General features: G+C 51.8%; 13 protein-coding genes. 6 read left to right on the top strand and 7 right to left on the bottom strand.

Annotation, left to right across the window (positions count from 1 at the left end):
• The first annotated feature begins 201 nt into the window (after nucleotides 1-201).
• On the top strand, nucleotides 202-3,141 hold the full coding sequence (locus JTE88_RS06730) for a discoidin domain-containing protein (protein ID WP_204423804.1): 2,940 nt from the start codon (nucleotides 202-204) through the stop codon (nucleotides 3,139-3,141).
• 101 nt (nucleotides 3,142-3,242) lie between these two features.
• Here JTE88_RS06730 and JTE88_RS06725 read toward each other — a convergent pair whose 3' ends face one another.
• The 5 genes from JTE88_RS06725 to pta all read right to left on the bottom strand — a co-directional run bounded on the left by JTE88_RS06725 (nucleotide 3,243) and on the right by pta (nucleotide 9,530).
• Nucleotides 3,243-3,380: a hypothetical protein gene (locus JTE88_RS06725; RefSeq protein ID WP_204423803.1), complete on the bottom strand. Its 138-nt coding sequence runs from the start codon at nucleotides 3,378-3,380 to the stop codon at nucleotides 3,243-3,245.
• Between the two features lie 338 nt (nucleotides 3,381-3,718).
• A complete protein-coding gene (locus JTE88_RS06720; protein ID WP_204423801.1) occupies nucleotides 3,719-5,938 on the bottom strand; it encodes a Rib/alpha-like domain-containing protein in 2,220 nt (739 codons plus the stop codon).
• Between the two features lie 287 nt (nucleotides 5,939-6,225).
• Nucleotides 6,226-6,678 (bottom strand): GNAT family N-acetyltransferase, encoded by a 453-nt coding sequence (locus JTE88_RS06715; RefSeq protein ID WP_204423800.1) that lies wholly within the window; start codon nucleotides 6,676-6,678, stop codon nucleotides 6,226-6,228.
• 2 nt (nucleotides 6,679-6,680) lie between these two features.
• Nucleotides 6,681-7,853, bottom strand: coding sequence for an acetate/propionate family kinase (locus JTE88_RS06710; RefSeq protein WP_204423798.1), 1,173 nt, complete (start codon nucleotides 7,851-7,853; stop codon nucleotides 6,681-6,683).
• Nucleotides 7,854-7,910: 57 nt separating this feature from the next.
• Entirely contained in the window at nucleotides 7,911-9,530 is a 1,620-nt protein-coding gene (gene pta / locus JTE88_RS06705; protein WP_204423796.1) for a phosphate acetyltransferase, read from the bottom strand.
• A 79-nt stretch (nucleotides 9,531-9,609) separates the two neighbouring features.
• Between pta and JTE88_RS06700 the strand changes: the two genes are divergently transcribed.
• On the top strand, nucleotides 9,610-10,539 hold the full coding sequence (locus tag JTE88_RS06700; protein WP_204423794.1) for a pseudouridine synthase: 930 nt from the start codon (nucleotides 9,610-9,612) through the stop codon (nucleotides 10,537-10,539).
• 64 nt (nucleotides 10,540-10,603) lie between these two features.
• Here JTE88_RS06700 and JTE88_RS06695 read toward each other — a convergent pair whose 3' ends face one another.
• The gene (locus tag JTE88_RS06695) at nucleotides 10,604-10,870 is read right to left on the bottom strand and encodes a hypothetical protein (protein WP_204423792.1); all 267 of its coding nucleotides are present in this window, start codon (nucleotides 10,868-10,870) and stop codon (nucleotides 10,604-10,606) included.
• A 199-nt stretch (nucleotides 10,871-11,069) separates the two neighbouring features.
• Between JTE88_RS06695 and guaA the strand changes: the two genes are divergently transcribed.
• Nucleotides 11,070-12,635: a glutamine-hydrolyzing GMP synthase gene (gene guaA / locus JTE88_RS06690; RefSeq protein ID WP_204423790.1), complete on the top strand. Its 1,566-nt coding sequence runs from the start codon at nucleotides 11,070-11,072 to the stop codon at nucleotides 12,633-12,635.
• A 134-nt stretch (nucleotides 12,636-12,769) separates the two neighbouring features.
• Here guaA and JTE88_RS06685 read toward each other — a convergent pair whose 3' ends face one another.
• Nucleotides 12,770-13,159, bottom strand: a complete 390-nt coding sequence (locus JTE88_RS06685; protein WP_204423789.1) for a GIY-YIG nuclease family protein — start codon at nucleotides 13,157-13,159, stop codon at nucleotides 12,770-12,772.
• A gap of 497 nt (nucleotides 13,160-13,656) precedes the next feature.
• On the opposite strand from JTE88_RS06685, the gene JTE88_RS06680 reads away from it, so the two are divergent.
• The 3 genes from JTE88_RS06680 (at nucleotide 13,657) to JTE88_RS09335 (ending at nucleotide 14,485) form a co-directional block, all read left to right on the top strand.
• Entirely contained in the window at nucleotides 13,657-13,851 is a 195-nt protein-coding gene (locus JTE88_RS06680; RefSeq protein WP_204423787.1) for a hypothetical protein, read from the top strand.
• Nucleotides 13,851-14,012: a hypothetical protein gene (locus JTE88_RS06675; protein WP_204423785.1), complete on the top strand. Its 162-nt coding sequence runs from the start codon at nucleotides 13,851-13,853 to the stop codon at nucleotides 14,010-14,012. The genes JTE88_RS06680 and JTE88_RS06675 overlap by 1 nt, the downstream gene beginning before the upstream one ends.
• Nucleotides 14,013-14,416: 404 nt before the next feature.
• A complete protein-coding gene (locus tag JTE88_RS09335; protein ID WP_476693081.1) occupies nucleotides 14,417-14,485 on the top strand; it encodes a hypothetical protein in 69 nt (22 codons plus the stop codon).
• Nucleotides 14,486-14,697: the final 212 nt, after the last annotated feature.

The following is a 14,697-nucleotide window of genomic DNA, read 5'->3' as shown; positions in this document are numbered from 1 at the left end:
ATAAACTATAAATACGCAATATTGATGTTCTTCGGTTTGATACTGTAAAAAGCTCACAACTTTTTGTGCAAAGTGCAATAATAAAAGGACATGTCGATATAAGTTTTGCCAATGGGGGCATCCAGGTATCGGCAAGTAAGTGCTATTTTTCAGCGCAAATCATTGAAATAACAAACTCTACACGCAAGGGAGCGTAAGAGCATGAAATATCGCGCACGATGGGGAACTGCATGCGCTATGTTCACTGCAGCCCTAGTCTCGGCAGCTGGAATAACACCGGCATATGCCGGGGACGTTTATTACAAATACATGCTGATGGATCAAAAGCAGATGGCAGCTATCAAGGCTGATTCAACTGCGAACAACGAAGGGAAAAATGGACCGATCGAACTGGTCCTCGATAACGATCGCGATAGCTACTGGCACACCGCATATAGTGGGTCTGGAAAAGACCCACTGCCGCACTATTTTGTTATCGATCTGGGCACGAAGGTAGAAAACCTCGGCCAGGTAACTTTGACGCCTCGCCAATCATCAAATGGTTCTGGCCGGATCGGTAAGTACGTGATTGAAACTTCAGTTGACAATAAATGCCTGGCCGAAAGCACTGTTGAGCAGGCTGAATTTACCGAAGCCGCTCACGGCGAAAAAGCCTCTGGAAAAGCATACGACTCGGCCAATCTTGTTGATTTCTCGATCAACTTTGCGCCACGTGAAGCACGCTGCGTGAAAGTTATTTACCAGTCGACGTGGGGTGGAGATGCTAGCGCAGAAGAAGTAGCGACGCTTGCTGAGTTCAATGCAGCCACCGCCGTCAAAACCGATACCCCGCCGGCTCCAGAACCGCCAGCACCGACCCCCGACGTAAAGAATAAGGGCACTGGCATCATCACAGTTGAGTCCCACGATACAACGACATGGAAGAATCCTTCAGATACCCCAGCATGGCCGTTTATCGACAAAGATGGACAATTCCGTTACCTGCATGCGGCGGCGTTGTACGGTGCAGATCAGCCACGTCACTGGCAGTTCTTTTCCGGCCCGGATATGGATAATATGGTCCCAGACCAAGAACTCAACAATTCCGGTACAAACCCAGACACAACCAGGTTATGTAACATCAGTCCAACTGGTAAAGAATCAACAATGGCTCCGGGGAAATCGCGATATTCCCAAAAGAACTTCTGCGACCTGATCAATATCTGGGTAGATCCAGATACTGGTGACTGGTACGGCTTAGTTCACAATGAATTCACGCCTCAGCCGTTTGATGACGGACTCCACTACGATTCCATTGATTACGCAGTTTCGCACGATCAAGGTAAGAGTTGGGAGATCCCGGGTCACGCGATCACCTCACCATACAGTACTGTACGTGGCGATGAAGCAGCCTTCCCAGGCAATACATATTATTATGGCGACGGCGATCCACGCTTGTATGTTGACTATCGATCAGGTTACTTCTATGCATTCTACGGTTCACGTATTGTCAACAAGCGTGGAACATGGATCACCTTCCATGAGCATGTTGCTCGTGCACCAATTTCCGGAAAGATGAAGACCGGCACATGGCAAAAGTGGTACAACGGAAAGTGGGAAGAGCCAGGTATTAAGGGCAAGGAATCCAACATCATTCCAGTAACTGAAGACAACCCAACCGGCTACACTCCAATCGACAAAGAGTACAACCCGAAGAACCCAGGCACCGCTCAAGAACAGGTAAGTAAAGGTTTAATGCCAGGAACTTCTCCACTGTTCGTCATGGACATTACCTACAATGCGTACCTCGGAATGTATATCGGCCAGCCACAGCATAAGGACCAGTCTGGTAAGGCGTCACAGGAATACTATGCAACGGACAATCTTGCCACCCAAAAGTGGGTCAAGATCGGTGATACTGGTGATGCCTACCAGAGTGCATCGTGGTATCGCTGGTTCCTTGACACCGCTAACAAGACCAACACAACCATTGTTGGTAAGAACTTCCGTGCATACTGCTCATTTGGTTGCATGGACGGAAATTACTCCGATTTGATCAACCTGTCGGTTGCAGCTGATGAACCATATGAACCAGTCGATGCATCAAAGATATACACTATTGCCAATGGTCAAGGCGCGATGCTCATGATCGGTGAAGACGGCACCTCTGTTGTTGGCGGTACGAAGGTCACCAAGACAAACGGCGCATGGACGTTCAAGTACCGCGATGATGGTTCCTACCTCATTCTTTCTCAGGATGGCAAGGCTTTGGGCGTTGACTCTACAAAACAAGAGGGACGTGCGTGGGACGCATCCTTGATGGTAGCTGACCTTGATGATACAAATGTCGGCCAGCAGTGGTTTATCATGCCAACTACCGAGCTAATTACTGGAGATGTTCAGGATTCCCTCCGCTTAATCAACCGTTACAGTGGTTTGGCTCTCGCGATCAACGGCGAAGCAGCCGGTACCGCTCCACAGCGTACATGGGATCACGAAGATGCCACCGTTACGAAGTACACGGCCGAAGGTCACCAGGTACTCGCGCTTGAGGAGTACACTGAACCAGCTCCAGAAAAGCCAGACACGGATCAGCCTAAGCCGGATCAGCCTAAGCCGGATCAGCCTAAGCCGGATCAGCCTAAGCCGGATCAGCCTAAGCCGGATCAGCCTAAGCCGGATCAGCCTAAGCCGGATCAGCCTATCGTAGATAAAGCCCCAGACGTGAAGATTTCTAAGGAAACTGTCGCTCAAGGCGATAGTCTTATCATTACAATCGCTGGGGTAAAGCCAGGAACTGAAGCTGAGGTAGTGGTTCACTCTGACCCGGTCAAGGTTGGATCCTTTATCGCTAATGAGAAGGGAATGATTGAAGTGACATGGAGTGTGCCAGAAAATTTTGCTCCCGGCACACATACGGTCCACGTAAACAGTCCAGCATTCGACACTGCCAAGGCTACCTTCACAGTCATCGCGCAGGATGTGAAGCAACCAACTCCACCGCAGCCAAAGCAACCTCAATCAGGGAAGCCAGATGTCCAACCAAAGTCTGGTCAAGGCTTGGCTAAGACCGGTGTTGCAGTTCCAGGATTGCTGATGGCAAGCACACTGCTCGTCGGCTGTGGAATTGTCCTACATCGGCGCAACAAGCGTTACGTTTAGGAGGACTCAAACCGGATTTACTTTGATGGAGCTCGCAGATAAATGAAGTGCTCCCTAGAAGTTGGACTCGTTAACCGGATTCTTTCTTCTAGGGAGCACTTCTATGTTGGCATTGCGCGGCCAGCTTGCGCATTTTGTTGAGTTTTGAGGCTGGGTCTGACGCTAATGATGTCGCTCAGCGGGTAAGAGTTGGGTGCGAATTCTGGTGGATTTGTGGAATCGGTTGGGGTCTGTGACATGCATGTTTCTATACAAAACCTATGGAATCACAGTGCCCTTGCCAAAGATCTGAGAACTATGAGTTTGGATCTACCGACAGGAGCTCAGATGAGCTGCGTCTGTAACCGGAGGGGTATCCAAAAACTTCATGGTCTTTCCACTGCCAGTGTACGTAGGAATTTTCATCAGCTCATTCCATGCATCACGTGGCACAACAGCTTTCACGAACGACTCAAGGGCCTGATTCCGAACCAGTGTTGGAATCAGGCCCTTGTAGCCTAACGGACAGGAAACTCTTTAAGCTGTCCAGCAAATGGGGATCAGTTCAGTAACTGAGACCCCACAAGCATGTTGGTTGTTAAGCTTTGCGACGGCGTGTGATTGCGGCGCCAGTGAGTGTTGAAATGAGTGCTAATCCAGCTAGACCAGTGAGGTTGATACCAGTTTTTGCTAGGCCAGGTTTTTCTACTGGCTTTGGTGCTTGTGGCTTAGCCTTTGGTTGCGCTGGGGTGAGCTCGAGGGCTGGGATTGTGTGCTTTCCAGGCTTGAGCGGGGTTAACGGGTAGGTTGTTTCTGGATCGGCTTCGGTTACCTTAATCTTCACTGCGACCTTTTCGGTTGCTCCATCGAGATGAGTAACCACTACATGGAAAACATAGTCTTTAAGCTCGACGTATTCAGATGGGTTTGCTGTTACGGTACCGGTCTTTTCGTGAACTGTGATCCAGCTTGGCATGTCTGCACCTTTAGCGAAGGTGACTGCGCTTGGTAGGGCGCGTTCCTGGCCGAACAAGGTTGCACTGAGGTCAACGCTAGCCGTCTTCAGTTGCTGGACTGTGAGGTCAGCATACGAGAGTTTCCATAGTTGAGACTTCAGGTCTGGAGTGTTCTCTGCCTGGGTAACTGTGACCTTGACTGGCACGGTTGTTACTTTGTCATTTAAGTGGGTAACAATAACTGAGAATTCGTAGTCTTGTGCAGCCACGTATTCGTCTGGGGTAGCAGTGACAGTACCAGTCTCAGAGTCCACTGTAATCCAGCTTGGCATCTTCTCGCCCTTGGCAAAGGTGATGCCGTGAGGTAGTGAACTTTCCTTACCGAACAAGGAAGCGGCTATCTCAACGCTCTGATTCTCTTTTTGAGCAACATTGAGTTTGTTGTAAGAGAACTCCCATACGGTTGTATCGAGATCGGTGGCTGGTGCCTTAGTAACGGTGATCTTTACGGGGACTTGAGTAACTGTTTTGTCGGGATGGGTAACGGCTACGTTGAATGTGTAGTCTTGTGCTGCTACGAATTCATCCGGGGTGGCTGTTACTTCGCCTGTCTTTGGATTTACTGTTACCCACTTGTGCATGTTATCGCCTTCAGCGAAGGTGACGCCTTGTGGTAGGGCGCGTTCCTTGCCGAACAGGGTAGCGGTGAGTTTAACATTGGCTGCCTTGAGCTGCTGGACAGTCAAGCTCTCATACGATAGACTCCACAACTTTGAGTCGAGCCCATTGGTCTTTTTCTCGGTGATCGCAATAGTTAGCTGGCCTTCAGCCACTTTCTGGCCTTGAGAAGTGCCGATAACAGTAACAGGATATTCGCCCAGTTGAGCGTCACTAGCAGGGGCAATAGTCAGTGCACCAGTCTGTGGATCAACACTGATTGCACTGTGGTACTCCTGATCGAGGGCAAATGTTGTGCCTGCCGGGAGGGTATTAAGCGGAGTGGTCAGGGGCATCGTCTGTGAGGAGCCCTGAGGAACGGAGACTGCTCCGGATTCGTATTCAAGCTTAGTGATCGGTCGCTCAGTCACGTTTACGTTGATAGTCACTGTATCTTTACTATTATCTTGAGGATAAACGACGCCAACGGTTACTGTGTAGGTGTCAACTTCTAGATCTGAATCGGGCCGAACAGAAACAGTGCCATCGGGGGAGATCGTGGCGTGCAACCGTTGGTCAGCTTGTTCGATACCTGGCTGAGCACCAACATTGTCGGCTGAAAAATTGCCGGCATATGAGGAGAATGTCAGTGGTTGAGAACTGCTCGCTCCACCTTGGGCTACGGTTATCGCTTCTGGGTATGAAGGAGTGTAGGTATCTGCATCTGTTGGCACCTGTGGTAAGACCGCATTCTTGACGAGATTATCGTAGGTAACGTCGATAGCGCGGCCGGGCTTAACGCCCTTGAAATCGCCGGTTTGTGCCTGATTGGCATCAATCTGATTTGCGCCCCAGCGATACCAAGGGTGGATTCCTTTATCATCATAAGTGCCGATAGCAACAATAAAATTGACCGTCGACTCACCATTCAGTGGCTTAATAAGAACAAATCCGGGATCGGCTGGGATTTTGTGCCCAACGGAGCCACCATTTTTGTCCCACTGGTACACCCAGACATTGTCCTTGAACTTGTCCATGGATTGCACAGAATTGAAATCAAAATTAACCCGAACGGCAGTATGGGGTGATTGCTCTTCGGCTGCTAGTGCAGGACGGCTAGCAAATAGCCCGCCATTGAAGGTGAAAATAGTAAGTGCGAACGCGATAATGAAAGCGAAAGCACGTTGAGAACGTTTCATTGTCATATTTGTTCCTGTATCGCTATCAAAGCAGGGATCCTGAAAAGCTATCTGTATCCTGCTTGGCTGATAATTCACTTTCTTAGAATAGAAAAGAATCGTTACGTGCGCGACAAAAATATAAGAATGATGTTTGTAATAGGTCACATATTGTTTAATTCTAGGAAGCGTGTTCTGTCGCGTTTTGTCTACCAGTCAACTAGTTGGTTGGAATCAATATCGTGTTGTGACGAGATAGGAAATAGTGGGCCCGCGGATGAAATCCGCGGGCCCCACTAGCATTAACCAAAGAGTTAGTTCGTCACTCGGTACACGTTGGTTTCGCGCAGCTCAAAACCGGCTCGTTGATACAACCGGTTAGCTGCCTCGCGCGATGGGCGAGAGGTCAGATCAACCGTCTTCGCACCTCGTTTCTTCGCCAACTCAATAGCGGCAGCAACCAGTGATGCGCCAACGCCCTTGCCGCGGGCTGCCTCATCAACAACCACGTCTTCCACCCAGGCGCGCCACCCGGTGGGAATCTCGAATGTGACAAGCGTCAGCATACCGAGAATCGGTGCTTCGCCAGCCGAACTAGCCGAACCGTCGTCGTCCCGGAAAACCAGCAAATCAACGCAATCTTGAGCCAAAAAGCCCTCGATTTGTTCGCCGTTCATTGGCTTAGCGGAACGCGAAAGCTGACCGATCAGCCGGCCGAAAGCTGCTTCTAGCTCTGGAGTAACGTCAGAGACAAGATCTACTGCCATTTTCAGATCACTTCCATAGCTTGCTGAGCAATCGAGAGCTCTTCGTTGGTTGGAACAACAAGCACGGTAACTGCCGAATCTGAAGTCGAAATCTCGCGTGGTTCCTTCGAACGAACCATGTTCTTATCGGCATCGTACTTGACGCCGAATGGAGCGAGACGATCGAGGAGCATCTTGCGGGTCTCCCACGAATTTTCGCCCACGCCAGCGGTGAAGGTGAGCACGTCCAAGCCGCCCATTACTGCAGTGTAGGAGCCAACGTACTTCAGTAACCGGTGGATGTAGACTTCGAGTGCTTCGATTGCGTTCTCGTTGCCCGCATGAGCCATCTCCCAAACCGAGCGCATATCGTTCGAACCAGTCAAGCCCTTCAGGCCAGACTGCTTGTTGAACAGGGTGTCGAGCTCGTCAATGCTCATACCAGCCTGACGAGCAAGATGGAACACGGCAGCTGGGTCAATGTCACCAGTACGAGTACCCATGACGAGACCTTCGAGTGGGGTCAGACCCATCGAGGTGTCCACAGCTTCGCCGTTAACAACAGCTGACACCGAGGCACCGTTACCCAGGTGCAAAACGATCTGCTTGAGATCGTCGCGGCCCAGGATCTCCGTCACTTTACGGGAGATGAACTGGTGGGAGGTGCCGTGTGCGCCATAACGGCGAATCTGGTACTTATCGGCAACCTCGCGGTCGATAGCGTAGGTGGCGGCCTCGGCTGGCAGATGCTGGAAGAAAGCGGTGTCGAAAACGGCAACGTTTGGCACGTCGAATAGTTCGCGGGCAACCTTGATGCCCTTCAAGTGGGCTGGGTTGTGGAGCGGTCCGAGTGGGATGAGCTCTTCGATCAAACCTTCAACACGGTCGTCAATAACGGCAGCCTTATCGAAATGCTTTCCGCCTTGAACGACGCGGTGGCCAACTGCCTTGATTCCGGCTTCGTCAAGGTTCGGGCCAACTTCGTTGAACAACCGGATGACTTCGCGCAAGCCAACGCCGTGGTCTGGCACGGGCTCGTTGATATCGGTGGTGGTGCCGTTGTAGTTGTGCTCGATGTGACCTTCTGGTTCGCCAATACGCTCAACAAGGCCAGAAGCGATCGATTCGCCGGTTTCTGGGTTGACGAGCTGATACTTGATGGACGAGGAACCAGAGTTGATAACAAGAACTGTCATTGTTCGTTTCTTACTTTCTATGACGGAGTTTGATGAATACCGACGGCGGTGTGCGCGTCAGTTCTGAGCTTGGATTGCGGTGATAGCAACAGTGTTGACGATGTCTTCGACGAGTGCGCCGCGGGACAAATCGTTGACCGGCTTATTCAGACCCTGCAAAACTGGGCCCACGGCAACTGCGCCGGCCGAACGCTGGACTGCCTTGTATCCGATGTTGCCGGCGTTCAGCGATGGGAAGACGAACACGTTTGCCTTACCAGCCACTGGCGAATCCGGCAGCTTGGTTTGAGCCACGTGCGCATCAACAGCGGCGTCGTACTGGATTGGGCCTTCGAGAGCGAGCTCCGGAGCCATCTCGCGGGCAATAGCGGTTGCTTCAACGACGGCGTCCACATCTGGTCCCTTGCCGGAAGTTCCGGTGGAGTAGGAAAGCATGGCAACGCGCGGATCGACGCCGAAAGCGCGCGCGGTTTCCGCAGAGGAAACGGCGATGCCGGCGAGCTCTTGCGGAGATGGGTTGGTGTTGACTGCGCAATCGCCGTAAACGTAGACGCGGTCTTCCATCAACATGAGGAAGCAGGAAGAAACGAGGGTAGCGCCTGGCTTGGTCTTAATGATTTGGAAAGATGGAACGATGGTGTGTGCGGTGGTGTGGATTGCGCCGGAAACCATGCCATCGGCGTCGTTCATGTGAACCATCATGGTGCCGAAGTAGGACAGATCCTTGACCTTCTCGCGAGCCTGCTCGATAGTGACGCCCTTCTTGGCGCGCAGGCGAGCAAACTCTTGGGCGTACTTTTCGTTGAGTTCTGGATCGTCAACCGAAACAATGCGTGCCTTGGACACGTCAACGCCGAGTTCGGCGGCGTGGGCGTGGATCTGATCGGCGTCGCCAATCAAAATAATGTCAGCGACCTCGCGAGCCAAAAGTTCGTCAGCTGCCCGCAAAATACGTGGGTCGGTAGCTTCGGGGAGCACGATCCGCTTGCGGTCGGCGCGGGCGCGCGAAATGAGCCACGACTGGAAGGATAGTGGAGTCACGACGTCGGAACCCTGCTCCATCGCAGCGATCAAAGCGTTACGGCTAGCTTCGGATAGTTCGATTGCTTCGCCGTCGGCAAAAACGATCGCGTTGTCGATACCAGCTTCAGCTACGATTTCCGAATCAGCGTTGGTGACAACGATGCCCGAAATTGGGGCATGCTCGTGGGTGAATTCGTTGGCAGATAGCGAGACGATTGTGGCAAGCTGATCAGCCGAACGCAGCGCGCCCGAAACGGCGAACATAATGGTGGTGGACAAGTTTGCTGCTGCGCGACCAATGCGGGCAAGCACACCCGGGTTGAGCGGATCGCCGTCGAGCAAACCAAGAATAAGGACAGCGTCGAACTGTTGTGCGTAATCGGTGTAGCGCTTGACGACGTCGGTCATTGCGGCTTCTTCGTCATCCACGTATGCTTGGCGGGTAGCACCCCAGGCAAGCTGAAGGTCATCCTCGCGGCCAAGAAGGCTCAAGGCTTCTTGGAACTGAATGTCTTGTTCGACCGGGCCGTTAGTAAAAGCACGGAATACTCCTACTGACGAGTATGTTTTTTGTAGCTCAGCAACGAGCGTACGAACAATTGCTTGAGTTCCAACATTTCCTTCGGCTGCGGTGAAGTACAGACTGTGCGTCACGTCGGGTCCTTTCAACGTCTTTGGTGTAACGTCTTTATTTTGTCACGGTTTTAGGACTTTCGGGTAAAGGAGACCATAGTTGCGTACCCCTCGTTCTGTTCGACGTGCCCGCCATCGGGCGGCAGTGCGCCCAGCTTTGCGGGGCGGAATCAACGCTACGCCGGTCACCTTAGAGCCCGGTTCGTGGCGAACTATCGGCGAATGGATAGTGACGCGCTTCGGTGACCTTGGGCTGGTGTTGCTTGATGCGGGGGACGTTTTGGCCGACGGGGGACGTGAGATATCTCGCGCCGAACCTTATGTTTCGGGGATGCGGGTATGGATTTTTCGTCCCGTTCCAGACGAGCCAGATTCACCGATTGAGTTGAGTGTGGTTGCTGACGAAGAGCGGTTCATTGTGGTGGATAAACCTCACGGTATGGCAACAATTCCGCGCGGTTCCCATGTGGCGCACACGGTTACGGTGGCGGCGCGCCGGCAGTTTAACGACGACGATCTGGTATGTGCTCACCGGTTGGATGCGGAAACGGCAGGGTTGGTGTTGCTCACTCGCAAGCCGCAGTGGCGCAAACCCTACCAGACCTTGTTTGAACGCCGGGTTGTAGGGAAGACGTATTGTGCGATCACCCGCGATATTCCCGGGTTCGATACCTGGGAAACCGTGGAACTGCGCCTCGAGCGCGGGTATCGGCCGCTGGCTACCGACGTCGTCGACGGTGAACCGAACTCAGTGACGCATATGCGAATCGTGGCGCGCGCTGACGGGCTGGCCCAGTGGGAGCTTATTCCGCACACCGGCAAAACTCATCAGTTGCGGGTGACGCTTGAGCATGTGGGTGCGCCGATTTTAGGCGATCCGCTGTATCCGCGGCTGTTTACCAAAGAAGAGGAAGCCGCGCGGGCATATCCACTGCAGCTTCACGCCCGGGAACTGAGCTTCGTTGATCCAGTGGATGGGGCCGAGCGCGTGTTTGCTAGTTCGGCGCGGTTGGCGAAGGCGATTGTTTGATGAGCTTTAAGTTGTTCGGAATTGCCGAACAACTGCCACTGACGGTAAACAATGTTCTGTCCGTTTACTCATTTGCTTCGTGGATCGAGTATTTCACTCCGAGACCAATCGTCAAGAGCAGGATTCCAATGACGGGATTGGTGAATGCCTGAAATTGGGTGCCGAGGTACTGCATTATCGCGCCGATAAACATTCCGGATTTATCTGCCTCGACGCCCCACCAAGCGAGATACGGTCCCAGTATTGAAAATAAAAGGTAAGCGATCAGGAAGGCAAGACCTGCTCGGACGAGATACTGGCCGAACCGTTGAGCATTAAAAGCGTGAGACATGAGTATACTCCTTCGTATTTCCAAGCTATTGTCAGTATATATATCACGTTACGGAAAGCTAATCGGAAAATCGCTAGTCTTGCTGGAGCTTTGCATAATTAATCTGGAGGCACGTGGTGTATCACCAAGAGAGATATCACAGGCTCGATATGCGGGAGAAGATAGCAATTCCGGGTGCTTATTCGCTAGTCTAGAGGGTATGAATACAACTGATCTTCGCCCAGTGATCGTCGTCGACAACGGCGCCCAATACGCTCAACTTATCGCTCGTCGCGTGCGAGAAGCCGGATACTTCTCCCAGCTCGTCCCGCACTCAATGCCTACCGCCGATCTGCTTGCCAAACAGCCTGCAGCTATCGTGCTTTCTGGTGGACCATCGAGCGTCTACGAGCCAGGTTCGCCGAGTCTTGATCCGGCCATTCTTGACGCCGGTATCCCAGTGTTCGGCATCTGCTACGGCTTCCAGCAGATGGCACAAGCATTGGGCGGAAAAGTTGATAAAACCGGCTTGCGCGAATACGGCGCAACCCAGGCCGACGTCGTCGAAAAGGGTGTTATCCTTGGCGAAAACGCAACCGAAAACGTGTGGATGAGCCACGGAGATGCCGTGACGCAAGCACCGGAAGGTTTCGTTGTGACCGCAACGACGCCGGGCGCACCAGTTGCTGCGTTTGAAAACCGCGAGGCGAAGATGTTCGGCGTGCAGTGGCATCCAGAAGTCAAGCATTCTGAGCACGGACAAGACATGCTCGTGCGGTTCTTGCGTGACGGCGCTGGCTTGGAGCCAAACTGGGATTCGGGTTCGATTATTGAAGATCAGATCGAAAAGATTCGCGCCCAGGTTGGCGATAAGCATGCGATTTGTGCGCTCTCTGGCGGCGTGGATTCTTCGGTTGCGGCAGCGCTCGTGCACCGCGCAATCGGCGATCAGCTCACCTGTGTGTTCGTCGACCACGGCTTGCTGCGCAAGGGCGAAGCCGAGCAGGTTATTGAAGATTACGCCGAAGCTCGCGGCATGAAGATCGTGGCTGTGGATGAGTCGGAGCGGTTCTTGAACGCGCTCGCGGGTGTGCGTGATCCAGAAGAAAAGCGCAAGATTATTGGTCGCGAATTCATTCGGTCTTTTGAGGCTGCGCAGATCAAGTTGATGGAAGAAGCACCGGAAGGCGTGGAGTTCGCGTTTTTGGTTCAAGGAACCTTGTATCCAGACGTTGTTGAGTCTGGCGGTGGAGACGGTACTGCGAATATTAAGTCCCACCACAATGTTGGCGGTCTGCCAGAAGATATCGAGTTTTCGTTGGTAGAGCCGTTGCGTGACTTGTTTAAGGACGAGGTGCGCGCGATTGGTTTGGAGCTCGGCTTGTCCGAGAAGCTTGTGTGGCGTCAGCCGTTCCCGGGCCCGGGCCTTGGTATTCGTATCGTTGGCGATGTGACGTTTGAGCGTTTGGAGACTCTGCGGGCAGCGGACGCGATTGTGCGTGAAGAGCTCAGCGCTGCTGGTATGGATCGGGAGATTTGGCAGTGCCCAGTTGTATTGCTAGCTGACGTTCGTTCCGTTGGCGTGCAGGGTGACGGCCGTACCTACGGTCACCCGATCGTGCTGCGCCCAGTATCATCCGAAGATGCGATGACGGCGGACTGGACCCGCGTGCCATACGACGTGCTGGCCAAGATCTCCAACCGCATCACCAACGAGGTTGCTGATGTTAACCGCGTGATGCTCGACTGCACCTCGAAGCCGCCGGCCACGATTGAGTGGGAGTAGAGCTGTTAGTAAATCGTTTTCCGATCAGATTCTGGAACCGATTCTGCGCCTGACTTCCACTACTATGACGTAGTGAAAGATCATTATTCATATAAGGAGCTAACTGATTTTACTAGGCCAGTTAGCTCCTTATATTAGCTATTCAGAAAATTTGTAAGAGCTTCGACCTTTTCGTCAATGCTCTTCATTCGATCGCTTACCTGACTTTGGCATATAATGTTGTCTGTCGCTTTAATAATTTCCTTTTCGCGAGCCTTTCGTTTAGCCTCGTCGCTTATTTTTTCCAGTAACTCAAATTTTAACGTTATCTGACTATCTTCTATCGTGTCAGCCGTGAAACCAAAATAGGCTGGGTTCTTTTTTAGCCCATACAAATGGGTGGCGCAACGCACTAATGTAAAAACAGATTCACCGATATATAATACTCCGAGTTTGCCATTAGGTTTGAGTACACTTACTTGATAAATGCCTGCTCCGATAGCTTCTACTATATTTTTCGAGAAGAAATCAATCTTAATTTTCATTGTTTTGTCTCCGTGAGGCTCATATGTTAAAGACTTCAACTAGCCGCTTTTATGTGAATAACATTCTTTATGTGCAATATTCTACCATTCGGCTTTCCGTGCTGGAGTGTTCTAAGTTTTTAGGTCCAGATGAATTGAGTGTTGTTTTTTGATTCCCGCTCGTAGCACCCCGGGGTTTCTTCCGTTTGAATGGACGGGAATTTTGGAAAGCCGTATGAAATGTGATCAGGAAGTTAAGGGCCCTTGGAGTGGCTTAGTTTTTAGGGACACTCGGCTTAAGTGTTGACCGTGTTTTCCTGTTTCCATTGTTCCGCACATTGCTCGGCAGTGGGTGAAAGAAGCCCATAAGATGGGCCAGGTCGTGTGTATCGAGATAAAACCTGATCGGGTAAAAAGGCTCGGCTGCACCGGGAAGTTCAAGAGCTTCGTGACACGAACAAGTTCAGATAAGCTGCGTCGGCTTTTTCGCCTCGGAACTCGACTCGTGGGTGTTCGAAATGATCACGTTTATAGACGGATATCGTGATCGCTTCTCAGTCGAATTCATTTGCACCACGTTGAAAGCTTATCGTATTGGTGGTTTCATTAACTCACGTCGTTATCGGCAATCCAAGGCCCGCGGGCTGAGTTCGCGACGCCTTCGTGACATCGCTCTTCTTGAACGTATCGGTGTGGTCCAGAATAAAAACTAATGATGTCTACGGGTGAAGAAAGCGGCATGTCCTGCGCCCAGAAGGTAGGGGTATTGGACGTGAGTGAGACTGCTCGCTTGATCGGCTTAGCTGGCCTGAGCGGCAAGGCGCAGGATGCCGTTGGCTACTCGCAAGCCGAAGGATTCGGATCTGAGACCTGACCTAGTTAATCGTGAATTAAAAGTGCCCGGGCCGGGCTGAGGTGTAGGTGGTAGACATTACTTTTATGTGAACCAAGAAAGGGTTTGTCTACGCCGTTTTCGTTGTCGATGTGTTCTCCCGGAGGATAGTCGGTTAGGTGTCGTCCGATTCGATGCGTGCTGAGGCACTGCAGGCGCTTAATCAGGCAATTGTGTGTGCAAAGCAAACAACGGGTCTGATTCATCATTCCAACCACGGCTCGTAGTATGTGAGCATTGTCGACAACGATCCTCTGTCCGAGCATGAGAGCGCAATCTTCTATCGGGACGGTGAATGAGTCCTATGGCAATGCTTTAGCTGAGAACGTCAATGGTTCTTACAAAATGAGTTAATCCATACTCGTACGTGGAGCAAGGTTGTTGGCTTGGAAATCGTGACGTTCGAGTGGGTGAACTGTTGGAATGAAACCCGGCTTCACCAATGTCTGGGTTAGCGCACACTCGCTGCAGTTTGGTCAGAATTTTGGAAAAACAACCCTGCCCAAGAAATTATAGAAACCAACGAAAGTACCCAGGAATAGAACTCAGAGCACTTCGATGCGGAAACTTTCTACAGGTGTCGGCATGTCTGCTACGCTAGAAGAAATTGCAGTGTCGGCGTCGTCAGAGCTGAAAGAAACTAAGGGTATTCGATTTGATAGGAAGC

This window comes from Arcanobacterium phocisimile (assembly GCF_016904675.1).
Classification (GTDB): Bacteria; Actinomycetota; Actinomycetes; order Actinomycetales; family Actinomycetaceae; genus Arcanobacterium; species Arcanobacterium phocisimile.
The sequence above is the reverse complement of the archived record's forward strand: the minus strand, read 5'-3'. Positions and strand labels throughout refer to the sequence as shown.

Excerpts from the sequence above, each read along its gene's own strand:
- JTE88_RS06710 (WP_204423798.1), bottom strand. The coding sequence starts at position 7,853 with ATGACAGTTCTTGTTATCAACTCTGGTTCCTCGTCCATCAAGTATCAG.
- JTE88_RS06720 (WP_204423801.1), bottom strand. The coding sequence starts at position 5,938 with ATGACAATGAAACGTTCTCAACGTGCTTTCGCTTTCATTATCGCGTTC.
- JTE88_RS06680 (WP_204423787.1), top strand. The coding sequence starts at position 13,657 with ATGATCACGTTTATAGACGGATATCGTGATCGCTTCTCAGTCGAATTC.
- JTE88_RS06695 (WP_204423792.1), bottom strand. The coding sequence starts at position 10,870 with ATGTCTCACGCTTTTAATGCTCAACGGTTCGGCCAGTATCTCGTCCGA.
- JTE88_RS06715 (WP_204423800.1), bottom strand. The coding sequence starts at position 6,678 with ATGGCAGTAGATCTTGTCTCTGACGTTACTCCAGAGCTAGAAGCAGCT.
- JTE88_RS06725 (WP_204423803.1), bottom strand. The coding sequence starts at position 3,380 with ATGTCACAGACCCCAACCGATTCCACAAATCCACCAGAATTCGCACCC.
- JTE88_RS06675 (WP_204423785.1), top strand. The coding sequence starts at position 13,851 with ATGATGTCTACGGGTGAAGAAAGCGGCATGTCCTGCGCCCAGAAGGTA.
- JTE88_RS06730 (WP_204423804.1), top strand. The coding sequence starts at position 202 with ATGAAATATCGCGCACGATGGGGAACTGCATGCGCTATGTTCACTGCA.
- guaA (WP_204423790.1), top strand. The coding sequence starts at position 11,070 with ATGAATACAACTGATCTTCGCCCAGTGATCGTCGTCGACAACGGCGCC.
- JTE88_RS06685 (WP_204423789.1), bottom strand. The coding sequence starts at position 13,159 with ATGAAAATTAAGATTGATTTCTTCTCGAAAAATATAGTAGAAGCTATC.